The organism is Streptomyces sp. NPDC037290 (assembly GCF_055603245.1).
Window position 1 is genome coordinate 493,434 of record NZ_JBVJVZ010000001.1, and the last position, 17,069, is coordinate 510,502.

Annotated in this window: 13 protein-coding genes; 9 read left to right on the plus strand and 4 right to left on the minus strand. The window is 74.7% G+C overall.

Annotated features, from left to right (window positions below; translation table 11 throughout):
- The first annotated feature begins 286 nt into the window (after positions 1 to 286).
- A complete protein-coding gene (locus tag ACZ7HQ_RS02255) occupies positions 287 to 3,910 on the plus strand; it encodes a S8 family serine peptidase (RefSeq protein WP_470983540.1) in 3,624 nt (1,207 codons plus the stop codon).
- A gap of 28 nt (positions 3,911 to 3,938) precedes the next feature.
- Here ACZ7HQ_RS02255 and ACZ7HQ_RS02260 read toward each other — a convergent pair whose 3' ends face one another.
- Positions 3,939 to 5,270, minus strand: coding sequence for a carboxyl transferase domain-containing protein (locus ACZ7HQ_RS02260; protein WP_470983542.1), 1,332 nt, complete (start codon positions 5,268 to 5,270; stop codon positions 3,939 to 3,941).
- Complete coding sequence (locus ACZ7HQ_RS02265) at positions 5,263 to 6,750, minus strand: acyl-CoA synthetase (protein ID WP_470983544.1); 1,488 nt, start codon at positions 6,748 to 6,750, stop codon at positions 5,263 to 5,265. Before ACZ7HQ_RS02265 ends, ACZ7HQ_RS02260 begins: the two co-directional genes overlap by 8 nt.
- 224 nt (positions 6,751 to 6,974) lie before the next feature.
- On the opposite strand from ACZ7HQ_RS02265, the gene ACZ7HQ_RS02270 reads away from it, so the two are divergent.
- Complete coding sequence (locus ACZ7HQ_RS02270) at positions 6,975 to 7,838, plus strand: ATP-grasp domain-containing protein (RefSeq protein WP_470983547.1); 864 nt, start codon at positions 6,975 to 6,977, stop codon at positions 7,836 to 7,838.
- Here ACZ7HQ_RS02270 and ACZ7HQ_RS02275 read toward each other — a convergent pair.
- Entirely contained in the window at positions 7,832 to 8,758 is a 927-nt protein-coding gene (locus tag ACZ7HQ_RS02275) for a LysR family transcriptional regulator (RefSeq protein ID WP_470983549.1), read from the minus strand. The genes ACZ7HQ_RS02270 and ACZ7HQ_RS02275 overlap by 7 nt on opposite strands.
- Positions 8,759 to 8,858: 100 nt before the next feature.
- On the opposite strand from ACZ7HQ_RS02275, the gene ACZ7HQ_RS02280 reads away from it, so the two are divergent.
- From ACZ7HQ_RS02280 to ACZ7HQ_RS02300, 5 genes are all read left to right on the plus strand, one after another.
- Entirely contained in the window at positions 8,859 to 9,689 is an 831-nt protein-coding gene (locus ACZ7HQ_RS02280; RefSeq protein ID WP_470983550.1) for an oxidoreductase, read from the plus strand.
- Between the two features lie 365 nt (positions 9,690 to 10,054).
- Entirely contained in the window at positions 10,055 to 10,624 is a 570-nt protein-coding gene (locus ACZ7HQ_RS02285) for a dihydrofolate reductase family protein (protein WP_470983552.1), read from the plus strand.
- An 8-nt stretch (positions 10,625 to 10,632) separates the two neighbouring features.
- Complete coding sequence (locus ACZ7HQ_RS02290) at positions 10,633 to 11,595, plus strand: GNAT family N-acetyltransferase (protein ID WP_470983555.1); 963 nt, start codon at positions 10,633 to 10,635, stop codon at positions 11,593 to 11,595.
- A gap of 110 nt (positions 11,596 to 11,705) precedes the next feature.
- Positions 11,706 to 14,450, plus strand: a complete 2,745-nt coding sequence (locus ACZ7HQ_RS02295; RefSeq protein ID WP_470983558.1) for an ATP-binding protein — start codon at positions 11,706 to 11,708, stop codon at positions 14,448 to 14,450.
- A 71-nt stretch (positions 14,451 to 14,521) separates the two neighbouring features.
- Positions 14,522 to 14,662, plus strand: coding sequence for a hypothetical protein (locus ACZ7HQ_RS02300; protein WP_470983560.1), 141 nt, complete (start codon positions 14,522 to 14,524; stop codon positions 14,660 to 14,662).
- A gap of 75 nt (positions 14,663 to 14,737) precedes the next feature.
- Here ACZ7HQ_RS02300 and ACZ7HQ_RS02305 read toward each other — a convergent pair whose 3' ends face one another.
- Positions 14,738 to 15,295 carry a hypothetical protein gene (locus ACZ7HQ_RS02305; RefSeq protein ID WP_470983563.1) on the minus strand — a complete coding sequence of 186 codons (558 nt, stop codon included), beginning with the start codon at positions 15,293 to 15,295 and terminating at the stop codon, positions 14,738 to 14,740.
- Between the two features lie 142 nt (positions 15,296 to 15,437).
- On the opposite strand from ACZ7HQ_RS02305, the gene ACZ7HQ_RS02310 reads away from it, so the two are divergent.
- Together ACZ7HQ_RS02310 and ACZ7HQ_RS02315 are read left to right on the plus strand one after the other, a co-directional pair.
- Positions 15,438 to 16,211: an IclR family transcriptional regulator gene (locus tag ACZ7HQ_RS02310; RefSeq protein WP_470983564.1), complete on the plus strand. Its 774-nt coding sequence runs from the start codon at positions 15,438 to 15,440 to the stop codon at positions 16,209 to 16,211.
- Complete coding sequence (locus ACZ7HQ_RS02315; RefSeq protein WP_470983567.1) at positions 16,208 to 17,056, plus strand: SMP-30/gluconolactonase/LRE family protein; 849 nt, start codon at positions 16,208 to 16,210, stop codon at positions 17,054 to 17,056. Before ACZ7HQ_RS02310 ends, ACZ7HQ_RS02315 begins: the two co-directional genes overlap by 4 nt.
- The last annotated feature ends 13 nt before the right edge of the window (positions 17,057 to 17,069 follow it).

Here is a 17,069-nt window from a genome sequence, read left to right on the forward strand (position 1 = left end):
CATCCTGCGCGGGAGGTGGGGGCGGGCGCCCTCTGGAGGGGGCCGGGCGGGGTGCCGCTGAATGGGGGGTCTTCGCGGTTCCGGGCGCGTCGGACGGTCCGGAAGGCGAACAGGAGAGGTAGAGGGCCGGTGGCGGCAGGCGCGGCACTCGGACCACGGCCCTGGCGGGAAACCGTCACGGCACCTTCCCGCCAGTACACGTCAACACCCCGGTAGCACCCCGCACATGACACTCGTTCCAGCACGCGAGCCACTCGGACAGACACCCCGACGAGAAGAGGCGTGGATGACCAGAGGACCAGGACGGGCCGGACGCGGGACCGTACTGCTGGTGGCGGGGCTGGTGGGTGCCCTGCTGCCGGCCGGGCCGGTGCCGGCGGCCGCGAACAGGGCCCCGCACACCCCGGGCAGCACCACCACGGCGACCACCGTCACCCTCGTCACCGGTGACAAGGCGACCGTCACCGACCTCGGGCACGGGAAGAAGACGGTCACCGTCCAGCGGGCCGAGGGCGCCACCGGGGCCGTACGGACGCAGGTCGGCAACGGCGTGATCACCGTCGTACCGGACGAGGCGCTGCCATACCTGCGGGCCGGGACGCTGGACCGGCGGCTGTTCGACGTGAGCGGGCTGATCCGGCAGGGGCTCACGGACGCCCGGACGGACGCGCTGCCGCTCATCGTGACCTACGGCAGGAGCGCGCGGGCCGTCACCCCGGCCGGGACCGAGCGGACCCGGAGCCTGCCCAGTGTGCGCGGGGCCGCCGTCGAGGCCGGCAAGGGGCGCACCTTCTGGCGGTCGTTCACGAACCACGACGGCGTCGAGAAGGTGTGGCTGGACGGCAGGGTGAAGGCCGACATGGCCGAGAGCAACGCCCAGATCGGCACACCGGCGGGCTGGGCCGCGGGGCTCACCGGCAAGGGCGTCACCGTCGCCGTCCTGGACACCGGGGCCGACCTCGGCCATCCGGACCTCACGGACCGGGTGACCGCGGCCAGGAGCTTCGTCGACGGTCAGGAGGTCGCCGACCGCAACGGGCACGGGACGCATGTGACCTCCACCGTCGGCGGCAGCGGGGCCGCCTCCGACGGCAAGGAGAAGGGCGTCGCACCCGAGGCCGCCCTCGCCGTCGGCAAGGTGCTCAGCGACCAGGGCACGGGCAGCGAGTCCCAGGTCATCGCCGGGATGGAGTGGGCGGCGCGGGACGTGCACGCCAGGATCGTCTCCATGAGCCTCGGCTCGGCCGAGGCGAGCGACGGCACCGATCCCATGGCGCAAGCCGTGAACACCCTCTCCCAGGAGACCGGCGCGCTCTTCGTCGTCGCCGCCGGCAACACCGGCGCCCCGTCGTCCATCGGCTCACCGGGCGCCGCCGACGCGGCCCTCACCGTCGGCGCGGTCGACTCCACCGACCAGGCGGCCTACTTCACCAGCGCCGGACCCCGGTACGGCGACAACGCCCTGAAGCCCGACATGTCCGCTCCCGGCGTCGACATCCTCGCCGCCCGCTCCCAGCTCGTCCCCGGCAGCGGCTCCTACACCTCCATGAGCGGGACGTCCATGGCGACCCCGCACGTCGCCGGGGCCGCCGCCCTCCTCGCCCAGGAGCACCCCGACTGGACCGGTGCGCGGTTGAAGGACGCGCTGATGTCCAGCTCCAAGCAACTCGACGCCCCCGTCTACGCGCTGGGCGCCGGCCGTGTGAGCGTGCCCGATGCCGTCGGGGCCGCCGTCACCGCCACCGGCAGCGCCGACCTCGGCTTCCACGGCTGGCCGTACGACGCGGACAAGCCGGTGACCCGGACCGTCACCTACACCAACTCATCGGAGAAGCCGGTCGAGTTGAGGCTGTCCGTGCACGGCGCCCCGGACGGTGTCGCCACCCTCGCCGACTCCGCCCTCACCGTCCCGGCGCACGGCACCGCCTCCACCACGGTCACCGGCGACGGAGCCAGGGCACCGGCCGGCGAGACCAGCGGGCAGATCGTGGCCGCGGACCAGACCGGCCGCACCGTGACACACACCGCGTTCGGGCTGGTCAAGGAGGAGGAGCGGTACACGCTCACCGTCCACGTCAAGGACCGCGCAGGCGCGCCCGCCCCCGCCGACCTCACCGTGCAGCGCCTCGCGGCGGGCGAGGACGCCCAGCCGGCCCACGTCGGCGACTCCGGGACCCTCCGGCTGCGGCTGGAGCCCGGCACCTACTCGCTCGCCACCTTCCTCGACGTGCGCGGCAGCCACGGCGCCGACTCCCTCGGCCTCGGCTTCCTCACGGCGCCCGAGATCACCCTCGACCGCGACCAGGACGTCACCCTGGACGGCCGGAAACTGCGCGAGATCAAGGCCGAGGTGGACCGGCGCACCGAGACCCACCAGCTCGTCATGGAGTACGACCGGCAGGCGAACGGCGCCGACCTCTTCAGCGCGGTCCAGGTGCCCCTCACCTACGACAGCGTCTTCGCCGCCCCCACCGCCGAGGTCACCGGGGGCAGCTTCGAGTACCGGACCGTGTGGCGGCTGGCCGAACCGCAGCTGCAGGTCAGGGGCGTCGGCGAGGCGACCGTCCAGCCGGGCGGCACGCTGATCGCGGGCCGGACCAGGCTGCCGCTGGTCGACGCCGGCGACGGCCCCTTCACCGGGGTCCTGGGCAAGGCGGTGCTCGCCCACCTCGCGGACGGCGCCGACCCGGCCGCACTCGCCCGGGCCGCGCAGGACGCGGGCGCCAGGGCGCTGTTCGTGACGGACGACGCGCCCGGCCGGCTGATGGCCTGGTGGGGCACCGACGACAACGCCGACCGGCCGCTGCAGATCGCCACGGTGAACGCCGCGGACGCCGCCCGGCTCCGCGCGGCCGGCCGGGTCGACATGACCGGGACCCCCGACTCCCCGTACGTGTTCGACCTGTCCGAGGGCCACCGGGGCGCCGTCCCGGACCGGGACCTGACCTACGCGCCCGGCACACGCCAACTGGCCGCGCTGCGCGTGAGGTTCCACGCGGCCCGGCCGGCCGACGGCGGCGAGTTCCGCTACTCCCTCACCGACGCCTTCCCCGTCGGCCTCGGCTTCCAGGAACGGATCCACCTGCCCGCCGAGCGCACCGACTACGTCTCCACCGGCCCCGGCCAGCTCTGGCACGAGTCCGTGACGATCGGCGACGGCACCCTGGAGGAGCGCAGCGGCCTGGTGCGGTACGAGGGGGGCTCCTGCCCGGTGCTGAACTGGTTCCGGCCCCTGTGGCACCCCTGGCTCGGCACCGGGCTCGGCTGGGGCCAGCAACGCTCCGGGAACCGGATCCAGTTGAACACCCCCGGCTTTGGCGACTCCGGCCCGGACCACACCGGGTTCGGTGACGTGTGGAGCGAGGACAGCGGCATGCGCCAGACCACCGCCGTCTCCCTCGACGGCACGCTCGTCGACCAGCGCACCGGCTCCGCCGCGTACGTCTGGGACGCCCCCGCCGACGAGCACACGTACAAGGTCGTCACCGACACCGGGCTGGACGCGGGGCGCTGGCCGCTGGGCTCGACGGGGCACAGTGAGTGGACGTTCCGTTCGGCCGCCACTCCTGAGGATCACTGGACCTCCCTGCCGCTGATCAATCTCGCGTACGACATCGGGACGGATCTCGCGGGGACCGTGCGGGGCGGGCGGCGGGTTCCGGTGGGGCTCGGGGCGTCGTACATGGCGCAGGCCACCGGGACGGGGACGCCGGGGGAAGGCCGGCTGGAGGTGTCGTACGACGACGGTGCGACATGGCGGTCGGTCCCGCTGACGGGCGAGGGCACCTCCTGGCGCGGCACGCTGACCGTGCCGCGCGGCGCGACGTCCGTGTCGCTGCGGGCTTCCGCCCACGACGACAAGGGCGGTTCGGTGACGCAGGAGCTCGTGCGGGCGGTGGGGGTGAGATAGCGCTCAGCGGGCTGCCGGCAGGGGCGCTTCACACGATCCCCCGGACCACCCCCAGCTCCACCAGGTCCTGCGGCCGGATGCGCAGCTGGTCGGCGGTCGTCTCCACCTGCTCCTTCGGGCGTTTGAGGATGGCGGCCGCCAACTCGGGGGCGATCACCGAGAAGTAGCTGTCCGGGGTGGCCCAGGTGTTGCCGGGCGCGGCGAGCGCCAGTGCCCCGCCGGAGCCGCCCTCGCCGATGACGAGTGTGGTGATCGGGACCCGGGCGGCGGCCACCGCGCCGAACACCTCCGCGATCGCCGCGCCGGCACCCTGCCGCTCCGCCGCCGCGTCGTTCGCGGCGCCCGGGGTGTCCACCAGGGTCAGCACCGGGATGCCGAGGCGGTCCGCCAGCCGGATCAGACGGGCCGCGGTCCGGAAGCCGGCCGGGCGGGTCGGCGCCCCGGTCTGGGCGGCATAGGCCACGGCATGGCCGTCCCGCTCGCCGAACCCGCACACGACGCCGTCCGGATCGGTACCACCGCAGCGGTCGCCGCTGATGTCACGGCGGTGGGTGAAGTAGGTGTCCAGGTAGGTGTGGGCGCGGGGGCGTCGGGGGTCGCGGGCCCGCCGGACGGCGTCCCAGCCGGTGGCCGGGAGGCCGGCGCCGCTCGGCGCGGGTGGTGGGGCAGGCGCGTCGGCGGACGGGGAGGTGAGCAGGCGCAGCCACGCCCCCAGTGTCTCCTTCAGCTCCGCCGGACCGACCACCGCGTCCGCCGAACCCGCCGCCAGCTGGGACTCCGCCGTGTACGCGGCCGGGTCGGCGTCGGGTGGGCGGACACGGGAGCCGGCGAAGCCGACCTGGGCGCCGGGCAGCGCCAGCACGACGTCCGCGCCCGCGCCGAGCGTGGCCCAGCCGCCACCGGTCGTCGGGTCCCGCAGTACCGCGATCTGCGGCAGCCCGGCCTCGCGGGTGAGCGTCGACTGGCGGGCCACGCGCTGGAGTTGGCCCAGCGCGAGCATGCCCTCCTGCATCCGGCTGCCCCCGGTCGCGATCAACGACACGACCGGCGAACGGTGTGCGCGGGCGTGGGTGTACGCCGCCTCCAGCCGGTCTCCGGTGCGTTCGCCCAGGGAGCCGCCCAGGAAGCCGAACTCGAAGGCGATCAGCACGGCCGGGGTGCCCTCGACGTGTGCGGTGCCGCAGACGACCGACTCCTCCTCGCCGGTGCGGGCGGCGGCGCGGGCGCGCGAGGCGTCGTAACCGTGCCATCCGAGGGGGCCGTCGGGCCCCGACTGCCGCGGGGGGCAGGGCAGTTCGGTGAAGGTGCCGTGGTCCGCGACCAGGTTCAGTATCTCCCGGGCCGAGTGTCGCTCAGGCATCGGCCAGCGCCCGCTTCATGATCTTGCCCATGTCGTTGCGGGGAAGCGCGTCCAGGTGGCGGACGACACGGGGGCGCTTGTGCGGAGCGAGGCGGCGGGCCACGTGGTCGGCCAACTCCTCGGCCGTGGGCGGCGCCTGGGGGTCGGCCGGGACGATCCAGGCCACGATCCGCTCGCCCAGGTCCGGGTCCGGCTCCCCGGTGACCGCGGCCTCCCGCACCCCCGGGTGCTCCAGCAGCGCGTTCTCGATCTCGCCGGCACCGATCTTGTACCCGCCGCTCTTGATCAGGTCCGTGGCCTTGCGGCCGACGATCCGCACCTGGCCGTCGGGCTCGCGGACGGCCATGTCGCCCGTGCGGAAGAACCCGTCGGCGGTGAACGCGGCGGCCGTGGCGTCGGGGCGGTTCAGATACGCGGTGAACAGGTTCGGCCCGCGCACCTGGATCTCGCCGACGCTCTCCCCGTCGAGCGCGGTGATCGGCGTCCCGTCCTCCTCCACGAGCCGCAGCTCGACACCGGGCAGCGGTACGCCCACGGTCCCGGGGCGCGGCTCCCCGTCGGCCCGCACGCTGGTGTTCATGAGGGTCTCCGTCATGCCGTACCGCTCGATGACCCGCCGCCCGGTCGCGGCCAGGATCCGCTCGTGGTCGTGCACGGGCAGCGCGGCCGAGCCGGAGACCAGCAGGCGGGCCCGGCCCAGCGCCTTGGCCAGCTCCGGGTCCGCCGGCAGGGCCTCGGCGATGCGGTGGTACATCGTCGGCACCCCGAACAGCATGGTCGCGCCGGCGTTCAGCTCCCGTGCCACGCCCTCGGTGCTGAACCGGCCCAGGTGCCGGACGCTGCCGCCGCGCCGCAGCGGTCCCAGGGTGCCCAGCACGAGCCCGTGCACATGGAACAGCGGCAGACCGTGCACGAGGACGTCGTCGCCGGTCCACCGCCAGGCGTCGGCGAGCGCGTCCAGGGTGGTGGCGAGGGCCCGGCGGGGCAGGACGGCACCCTTGGGCGGGCCGGTGGTGCCGGAGGTGTAGACGATCAGCGCCGGGTCCTCGTCCGAGGCGGTGTCGTCGGCGGGTGTGGTGCCGGGGGCGGACGCGTCGACGTCGAGCCGCTCCAACCCGGCGAGTGCCCGCGGCAGTTCGGCGTCCGGGGCGGCCAGGACCAGCGTCGGGGCGCTGTCGGAGACGATGTGCGCGAGTTCCCTGTCGCCCGACTTCGGGTTCAGCGGCACCGCGGCGGCCCCGGCGAGCAGGACGCCCGTCACGGCGACGGCGGTCTCCAGCTCCGGCGTGGCCCACACGGCGACCCGGCCGGCGCCGCGCAGCCGGGCGGCCTGCGCACCGGCGGCCCCGGCCAGCTCGCCGTACGTCAACGACCGTTCGCCGAACCGCAGGGCGATCTTCCCCCGGACTTCGTCCGGGGGGACCCCCGTCTCGCTGCGCTCGCCCGGACCGTCCGTCAGGGCGGGGAAGAGGGAGGACACGCGGCGCACTCCTAACTGTGGGACTGTCGCTTGACCGTCGCACCCTTCCTACACCAGGAGCCCCGTCCCGACGACCGCGCTCAAGTCCGCCGCGAGCCGCGGTTCGGCCGCCGGCGAGCGCGGCGGCCCCCGGGCCGCCCGGAGAAGCCGATATCCGCTTCATGCCGGACGGTGCCGGTTGTTAGCCTCGCTTGATCGAACCGTCGTACGACAGGGAGGCCGCCGTGCCCCGCATCGCCCTCGCCACCTACGACCCCGGCGCCGAGCCCAGCCACGACACCGATCTGCCGGAGCTGGTGCGGGCGCTCACCGAGGCCGGGGCCGAGGCCGAGGCCCGGTACTGGGACGACCCCGACGCGGACTGGGGCCGCTACGACCTCGTCGTGATCCGCTCCACCTGGGACTACAGCTGGCGGGCCGCGGAGTTCGCGGCCTGGGTGGAGCGGGTCGGCGCGCTCACCCGGCTCGCCAATCCGGCGCCCGTGGTGCGCTGGAACACCGACAAGCGCTACCTCGGCGAGCTGGCGGCGGCCGGAGTGCCCACCGTCCCCACGCGGTACGTGGCGCCGGGCGAGCCGGCCGAGCTGCCCGACGACCACGAGTACGTGATCAAGCCGACCTCGGGCGCGGGCGCCCGGTTCGCCGCCCGCTACACACCCGACGGGCACGAGCAGGCCGTGCGGCAGCTCGCCCGGATGCACGCCGAGGGCTTCACCGCGATGGTGCAGCCGTACGTCCGGGGCATCGACGTCAGCGGGGAGCGGGCGCTGCAGTTCTTCGGCGGCCGGCTGCTGCACGCGAGCCGCAAGGGCGCCGTGCTCACGCCGGGCACGCCGTACGACGCCAAGAAGGTGGCGCACCCCGGCCTGGAGCGCTGGGAGCCGACGGAGGCCGAAGTCGCCGTCGCCGAGAAGGCGCTGGCCGTGGTGCCCGGTGCGGACGGGCTGCTGTATGCACGCGTCGACCTCGTGGACGGGGAGGACGGTGAACCCCGGCTGATGGAGCTGGAGTTGGTGGAGCCGAACCTGTTCCTGTGGCTGCATCCGGGGTCGCTGGAACGGGTCGTGGAGGCCGTCCGCGCCTACTGACGTGCCGTCCCTTCGGCGTGCGCTCGGCCGACCGTTGCCCGGCAGGCCTGCGCATACGCCCTCACCAGGGGCCGGTTCCCGTCCTCGCGGCGCCAGGCCAGCGCATAGCGGCTCGGGCCGACGCCCCGGACCCGCCGGGTGGTGACTCCGCCCAGGGTGATCAGGGGGGCGTTGCCCTCGGCCACCAGGCAGACGCCCAGGCCCGCGACCAGCGCCTCGTACGTCTCCTCCGCCCCGGAGATCTCCGCGCCGATCCGGGGCGGCCGGCCGAAGCGGGCGTCCAGGGCGAGCCAGTGGTCCCGCAGCCGGCCCGCGCTGCCGGGCAGGGCCAGGAACGGCTCGTCCAGCAGGTCGGCGAAGTCGATCTCGGCGTGGGCGGTGAGCGGATGCGACTCGGGCAGGGCGAGCAGCCGGGGCTCCTCGGCGACCACCGTCCAGGCGTAGCGTTCCTCGTCGGGCAGCGGCAGCCAGACGAAGGCGACGTCCGTCGTGCCGTCCGCCAGGCCCGCCGTCGGATCGTCCCAGCTCATCTGGCGCAGCCGGACCGTGACCCCGGGATGCGCGGCGGTGAACCGGGAACGGATGGCCGGCAGCAGCCCGCCCCGGCCCGGACTGGTGCTCATGCCCACCACCAGGGTGCTGCGCTGGGCCGCCTTGGCCGCCTCCACGGCCGCCGCTCCCGCCTCCCACGCGGCCAGCACCCGCCGGGCGTGCGGCAGCAGCGCCTCACCGGCACCCGTCAGCGCGACGCCGTGCTGGTCGCGCCGGAACAGTTCCGCCCCCAACTGCCGCTCCAGTGCCCGGATCTGCTTGCTCAGTGCGGGCTGCGAGACGTACAGCCTCTCGGCGGCGCGGGTGAAGTGCAGCTCCTCGGCGACGGCGACGAAGTAGCGCAGATCCCGTGCGTGGACGTCCGTCATAGCCGATGGTTATCACCGAGGGTCTTGGACGGGCAACGGCATGCGGCCGCAGTGTGGTCCGTGTCCGGCATGCAGACGAAGACAGTGACGGGGAGTCCTGATGAACAAGGTGTGGCTGGTGACCGGGGCGAGCAGCGGTTTCGGGCGGGCGATCACCGAGGCGGCCGTCGCCGCCGGTGACGTGGTGGTCGGGGCGGTCCGGCGTCCCGAGGCCCTGGCGGACCTGGTGGCCGCCCATCCCGACCAGGTGGAGGCGCTGCGCCTGGACGTCACCGACGTGACCGCGGCCGAGGAGGCGGTCCGGGATGTCGTGGCCCGGCACGGGCGGATCGACGTGCTGGTCAACAACGCGGGACGCACCCACGTCGGCGCCGTCGAGGAGACCACCGACGACGAGCTGCGCGCCCTGTTCGACCTGCACTTCTTCGGCCCCGCGGCCCTCGTGCGGGCGGTGCTGCCGCACATGCGGGAGCGGCGTTCCGGCGCGATCGTGCAGATGAGCAGCATGGGCGGCCAGATGTCCGTCGCGGGCTTCGGGGCCTACAGCGCGACGAAGTTCGCCCTGGAGGGCCTGTCCGAGGCGCTCGTGGACGAGGTGCGCGAGTACGGCGTCAAGGTGCTGGTCGTCGAGCCGGGCGCGTTCCGGACCTCGCTGTTCGAGGCCGACCGGGCCGGGGTCAGCTCCGACACCGGGGTGTACGGCAGGGTCGGAGAGACCCGCGCCGCCGTCGCCGGCGGCCACGGCAGCCAGCCCGGTGACCCGGCCAAGGCGGCCGCCCTGATCCTGGCCGCGCTGGACGCCGAGGACACCCCGCTGCGGCTGCCGCTCGGCGAGGACGGCGTGGGCGCGGTCCTGGGCCACCTCGATCAGGTCCGCGAGGAGGTCACCGCCTGGGAGAAGCGCACCCGGGCCACCGCTTTCGACGCCTGAGCCAGTGCCGCATCAGGCAACGTTCGCCCTGTCCACGGCGGCAGCCACGACTCAGTCCTGGCGTGCTCCTGCCCTCGGTGCCGTTGCCGGCGACTGTCGGAGCGGGACCGCCCACACGCCGCACGATCGCTCCGAGCCCGGTGACCCATGTGCTCACAGCACGGGCGGATGGTCCGGAGCGCCGCCGCGGTCCGGGAGCTGTCCAGGTCGACGGCTGACCACGGCAGCCGGAAAGGCCGGCAACGCGGACTGGCACATTGGGTCGTCGTGACCGATGCCCGGGGCGGTGACCGGAGCCTAGGTTCGGGCTGTCCTCGTCGGCCGCCCGCGGACCGACGGTCACCCAGCGAAGTGAAAGGCGGCCCGTGCGCCGGCTCACCTACTACATCGGCTGCAGCCTCGACGGCTTCATCGCCGGACCGGACGGGGAGACCGATCCATCCGGATTCGACGGTGACCTGAAGGACGCGATCCTCAGCGAGTACCCCGAGACGATCCCCGCCCACGCCCGCGAGGCACTGGGTCTGGCCGACGTGCCCAACAAGGTCTTCGACACGATCCTGATGGGCCGCGCCACCTATGAGCCCGCCCTGCGGATCGGCGTCACCAGCCCCTATCCACACCTGCGGCAGTACGTCTTCTCCGCCACCCTGCCCCGGACCGACCCCGAGGTGGAGGTGGTGTCGGGGAACCCGGTGGAACTTGTCCGCGGCCTCAAGCGGCAGCCGGGCGCGGGCATCTGGCTGTGTGGCGGGGCGAGCCTGGCCGGGCAGCTGCTGGGGGAGATCGACGAACTGGTGCTGAAGCGCTACCCGGTGGTGTCCGGCAGCGGCATCCCGTTGTTCCGCGCTCCCTTCGCCCCCGCCGACTGGCTGCTCAGCGACACCCGGGTCTTCCGCACCGGCACCACCCTGACCAGCTACGTCCGACACTAGGAGCACCGATGCTATTTCGACCCACGACCCGGGCCGAGGCCGACCGAGTCGCCGCGGTGACGGTCACCGAACCCGTCGGCTGGATCGACGCCGACCGCTACCGGGATGAGCTCGGGCAGGGGATGTACCGGCCGGAGTGGACCTGGATCGCCGAGGACGGCGACGGCCGGCTGCTGGCCCGCGCCCTGTGGTGGGGCCGGGCGGACAGCGCCCACCCGGTCGCCCTGGACTGCCTGCACGTCGAGCCCGGGGCGGGCGACCGGGCCCGGGTGGCGACCGGGCTGCTCACCGCCGGGCTGCGGGCGTTCGCCGCCGCGGGCGCGCCGAAGCCGCCGCTGTACAACCTGACGCTGCCCGTCGGCTGGCGCGACGATGCGGTGGCGGCGGACGCGGTGGCCTGGCGCCGGAGCGCCGCGCGGGCCGCCGGCCTCAGCCACGAAGTGGAGCGGCTGCGGCTGGAGTGGGCCGTCGGCGATGCGCTGCCGGGGGGAGGGAGCCGACTCACCTTCGCCCCCGCATCGGACGAGGAGTTCCTCGGGATGTTCCGGAGGATCGCGGTCGGCAGCCTGGACGACGAGACCCGCCGCAACGTCGCAGCGATGGGCGTCGAGGCGGCCGCCCGGGAGGAGTTGGAGTTCTACCTCGGCTGCCCGGGCGAGCGGGAGTGGTGGCGGCTGGCGTACGGCCCCGACGGGCGGCTCGCCGGACTGGCGATCCCCTCCGCGACGCCCTACGCCCGGAACGTCGGATTCCTCGGTGTGCTGCCCGAGTTCCGAGGCCGCGGCTATGTGGACGACCTGCTGGCCGAGGTCACCCGGAGCCATGTGGAGGCGGGCGCCGAACTGATCACCGCCACGACCGACACCGGGAACGCCCCGATGGCGGCGGCCTTCGCCCGGGCCGGCTACCGGACCACGCAGATCCGGATGATCTGGTCGGCGCCGGTGGCAGAGCAGGAGCGAGCGCTGTAGGCGCAGCGGTCGCCGTCCTCGGGTTCGTCCCCGGTCCGTCCCGCCCGGGCCGCGTACAGTGACGGTCAACGAGGCCCGACGGTGGCCGGGTTGGCAGATCCGGAGGGCGGATGCAGGGACGCGACGAGGAGCTGCGGCGGATCGAGCTGCTGCTCGCCGACGCCCTGCGCGGCGAGAGCGGCGTCCTGCTGCTGCATGGCGAGGCAGGCATCGGCAAGACCGCGCTCCTCGAGCACGCCGCCGCCCGCGCAGAGGGCCTGCGGGTGCTGCGCGTGGAGGGTATCGAGTCCGAGATGGAGCTGGGCTTCAGCGGGCTGCACCAGCTCTTCCTGCCGATCCTTGAGGTGCTCGACCGGCTGCCCGCCCCGCAGGCCCAGGCGCTTCGCTCCGTCTTCGGCCTCGTCGACGCGCCGGTGCAGGACCGGCTGACCGTCGCCCTCGCCGCGCTGTCCGTCCTGGCCGAGGCCGCCGCCGACACGCCCCTGCTGTGTCTCGTCGACGACGTTCAGTGGCTGGACCGGCCGTCTGTGGATGTGCTGGCTTTCGCCGCCCGCAGGCTGCGCGCCGAGGGCGTTGCGATGCTCTTCGCCGCCCGCGGCGACTCGCCCGGCAGCACCGGGCGGGCGCTGCCCAGGCTCCACATCACCGGCATCGACCGCACTGCGGCCGCGGCGCTGCTGCCCGGGCTCGCGCCGCACGTCGCCGAGCAGATCATCGGCCAGGCGCAAGGCAATCCGCTGGCGCTGCGGGAGCTGTCAGCAGCGCTCACCCCGGCGCAGCGGTCCGGCCAACTGGGGCCGCTGGTCCTGCCGGAGGTGTCGTCGGCGCTGCCGAGCCGGCTGCAGGAGTCGCTCGCCGAGCGGATCCGCCGGCTGCCCGAGGCCACTCGCCGGATCCTCGCGGTGGCCGCCGCGGACGACACCGGGGACTTGGCCGCAGTGCTGGCGGCGGCGGCCCGGTCCGGGGGATCGGTCGACGATCTGGCGCCCGCCGAGCGGGCCGGGCTGCTGGCCGTCTCCGGCACAGGGCTGCGTTTCAGGCATCCGCTGGTTCGGTTCGCCGCCTACCGCAGCGCGCCGCTCGCGGAGCGGATCGCGGCGCATCTGGCGTTGGCGCAGACGCTGGACGGCGCCGGGCACGCGCACCGCCGTGCCTGGCACCTGGCCGCGGCGGCGACCGGGCCGGACGAGCGGGTGGCCACGGAGCTGGAGCAGGTCGCCGAGTGGGCGGGCAGCCGGCAGGCAATGGCGTCGGCCTCCGCTGCCTACGAGCGGGCCGCTCAGCTGACCGCAGAGCCGGCGCTGCGGGCGAGGCGTCTGATCGGCGCGGCGCAGCGGGCCGGCGAGGCCGGACAGGACGAGCGCTGCGGGGCCCTCGCCGACCAGGTGCCGCAGCCGCTGCAGGATCCTGGAATGGCGGCGGACTTCGCCCGGGTGCGGGCCGTGGTCGAGCTCGGCTTCGGCAGCCCGGCGCGGGCCGCCCGGATCCTCGCCGAGGGCGCGGACGCGACCGCCGCGCAGCGCCCCGACAAACTCCCCGTGCTGCTGACGGACGCGCTGCACGCGGCGTTCGCCGCGGGGGACGCGGCGCTGATCGCCCGGATCGCGGCCCGCGCACCCGATCTGCGGGTCCTCGCGGTGCCGGCACACCTCTTCGCCGACGCGGCGGCCACCCGGCACGAGAACGAGGATGCGGCCGCGGACGACGTCCCCGCTGACCCCGACGTCCGTGGCGCGCGGCGGCTGCTCGCCGAGTTGGTGACCGCCTGCGACCGCGATGAAGCCAGCCTGATGGACCGGCTGATGACCGGGCACTACTGCCATCTGCTCGCCGACCACGCGAGCGCACACCGGGTCGGCTCCGCCGCCGTGGCGCACTGCCGCGACCACGGCGTCGGCGGCTGGCTGCCCACCACGCTGCACCTGCTCGCCCAGGTGGAGCTCGCGCTCGGCCGCCGCGACGACGCCCAGGCGCACGCCGCCGAGGCGCTCCGGCTCGCCGACTACTACGACCTCCACCACCGGGTCGCCCACCTGCGCGCCCTGCTCGCCGTGCTGGCCGCCGCCCGCGGTGAGGAGGACCGCACCCGTGAACTTGCCGACATGGCCCTGGAGTACACCCGCCCGCGAGGCGTCGGCCGGGGCACCTCCGACGCGCTGTGGGCGCTGGGCCTGCTCGACCTCGGCTCCGGACAGAGCCAGCGGGCGCTGGAGCGGCTGGAGACGGCGCGGGATGAGGCCGGTCACGCGCTGATGGCCCGTCACCTGCTGCCCGACCTGGTCGAGGCAGCCGTGCGGGCCGGCCGCCCGGAGCGGGCGAAGGCGCCCGCGGATGCCTTCGCGGTCTGCGCGGACGCCCTCCGGCAGCCCGCGGTCGACGCGCAGCTCCTCCGCTGCCGGGCCCTTGCCGGACCGGATTCCCAGGCCGAGGAACACTACCTCGCCGCCCTCGACCTGCACTCGGCCGACGACAGCTTCGAGCGGGCCCGCACCGAGCTGCTCTTCGGCGAGTGGCTGCGCAGGCAGCGCCGCAAGCTCGACGCGCGCGAGCGGCTGCGCGCCGCGCTGGAGCGCTTCGACCGAGTGGGCGCCCGGCCGTGGGCGCGGCGGGCCCGGACCGAGCTGCGGGCGGCGGGCGGGCACCACGACCCGGCGCTCGCCGCGGACTCGCCGCTCGCGCGGCTGAGTCCGCAGGAGCGCGTGGTGGTACGGCTCGCCGCGACCGGCGCGACCAACCGGGAGATCGCCACCCAGCTGCTACTGAGCCCGCGCACGGTGGGACACCACCTCTACAGGGCGTTTCCCAAGCTCGGCATCAGCTCCCGCACCCAACTCGCCGACGTGCTCGGCGCGTAGGCGGTGCGGGCAGAGGCTGCGCAGCGGAGCGGAGTGAACGGGGCAGGTCGGTGCCGGTCTCCTCGCCCGCCATGGCCGCTGTAACGGTGTCCAGTACGGTCCTGCCGCGTTACCTGGACGATCCGGGCCCACGCACCATGCTCCCGGACCAGGCATTCGCCGGCGCCCGCTCACTCGCCCCGGCCGAGCCGCTGGCGCAGCTGGCCGCCTGAAGGCAGCTCTGCGGTAGCGTCCCGCGAGCACGCCGCCGATGAACACAAACGGGGCAGAGGTTCCCCGACGCGGCACTAGGTCAGCACGGCCGTCCGCTGGAGCAGGCCCCAGGTGAACTCGGCGACCACCTCGTGCCGTGCGCCGTCCCGGTCGGGCGCGGTGAAGGCCAGCCCCCAGCGGGTGGGGGCCGTGCCCTCCAGCGGGCGGGCCGGGGCGAAGGCGCGGGCGGCCTCGTCCACCGTGCAGGACCAGGGGACGAGGTCGTCCAGGGTCTCCAGCTTCGGCGCCCCGGCGCCCGGCGCGCGCACCAGCCACTCGTTCCAGACGGCCCCGTCCGGCCCGACCAGCACCTCGAAGCGCAGACCGGGCCACAGGGGCAGGACCCAGCGCCGGGCCTCGCAGTCGACGTCGCCGAGGCGCCGGGGGAGGACCGACTCGGGTGCGCCGAGGACCGAGCGGTACCGGGCGGCGGCGGACCGGGACCTCGGCGAGCGGACCATCGCCTGCCAGCGCCTGTTCGCCTCCCGCATGTCCGCGACCGAGGCACCCAGCTCCCGCCGGGCGTCCTCGACCAGCTCCGGATTGTGGTCGGCCATGCGGCGCAGCAGTACCAGCTGGAAGTCGACATCCATGGCACTCATGGTGCCCGGCGCCTCCCGGCCATTGCCCGCGCATGCCTCGATGACTAGCCTGTGTTCGTCATGCCGATCGCCTGTTGATATCTCGAACGCGAGGTTCCAGTGGGCGCCTAGACCCAAAGGGAGGGGGCCGGACGTGGGACGCCTCGTGCCTGCCGTGACCCGGGCTCTCGACATTCTTGAGCTGTTCCTCGACGGGGACGGGACGCTCTCCGCCCCCGACATCGTGCGCAGGCTCCAGCTGCCGCGCACCACCGTGCACGAGCTGGTCACCACGCTCGCCGCACGGTCGTACATCGTGCAGGTGCCGGGGCAGCCGGGACGCTACCGGCTCGGGGTACGCCCGTACCAGCTCGGCAGCCGCTACGCCGAGCAGCTCGACCTCGCCGCCGAGGGCCAGCAGGTGGCCCGCTCGGTCGCCGAGACCTGCGACGAGACGGTGCACGTGGCGATCCTGGAGGGCACCGACGTCATCTACATCGCCAAGGTCGACTCCACGCACGCCGTCCGCATGGTCTCCGCGGCCGGCCGCCGGCTGCCGGCCCACTGCACCTCGGTCGGCAAGATGCTGCTGGCCTCGCTGCCCGAGCAGGAGCTCGCCGCACGGATCCCGGACGACGCCGAGCTGACCGCGATGACCCCCAACAGCATCACCGAGCCCGCCGTACTGCGCGAGGCGCTGGCGGAGATCCGGCAGCGGGGCATGGCGGTGGAGAGCCGCGAGTCCAACCCGGACGTCAGCTGTGTGGCCGCCCCGGTCCGCGACCGCACCGGCCAGGTCGTCGCCGCCCTCTCCGTCTCGGTCCCGATGATCCGCTGGAGCGAGGAGCGCCGGGCCGAGCTGGAGCAGCTGGCCGCCAAGGGCGCGGCGGAGCTGTCCGAGCGGCTGGGCCACCGGAGCGCGGCGTGAGCGCCGGGTACGAGGTCGCCGTTCGGGCCGGGGCGGAGCTGGGCGAGGGCCCGACCTGGGACCCGGCCACGGGCCGACTGATCTGGCTCGACATCCTGGGCATGCGCGTCCACACGTACGACCCCGCCACGGGCCGTCGTACCGTGCGCACGACCGAGCAGCACGTGGGCGCGGCCAAGCCCCGCGCGGGCGGCGGCCTGGTGCTCAACCTGCGCGACGGCGTCGGCCTGCTGGACCCCGACGACACGTTCCACTGGCTGCACCACGAGCCGGTCGCCGGCCGCCGCGCGAACGACGCCGCGGTGGCGCCGGACGGCTCGCTGTGGGCGGGCACGATGCGCTACGACGAGGCGACGGGCGGCGGCACGCTGACCCGGCTGACCGGCGACGGGGCGGTGCGGACGGTGCTGCCCGACGTCACGGTCAGCAACGGCACGGGCTGGAGCCCCGACGGCCGCCTCATGTACTACGTGGACTCCCCGACCCGCCGCGTGGACGTCTTCGAGTACGACGGCGAACGGGTCCACGGCCGCCGGCCACTCGTGGAGATCGAGGAGGGCGCGGGTTTCCCGGACGGGCTGACGGTCGACGCGGACGGATGCGTGTGGGTGGCGTTGTGGGACGGGGGCGCGGTGCGGCGCTACACGCCGGACGGCAGGCTCGACCGGGTGATCAGCGTGCCCGCGCCCCGTACGACGGCCTGCGCGTTCGGCGGCGCCGCGCTGACCGACCTGTACGTCACGACGGCCCGGACCGGACTGTCCGGCCCGCACCCCCTGTCGGGCTCGGTGCTGGTGATCCCGGGGGCGGGACAGGGGCTGCCCCAGCCGGCGTTCCAGGGCTGACCCGGCAGGGGGC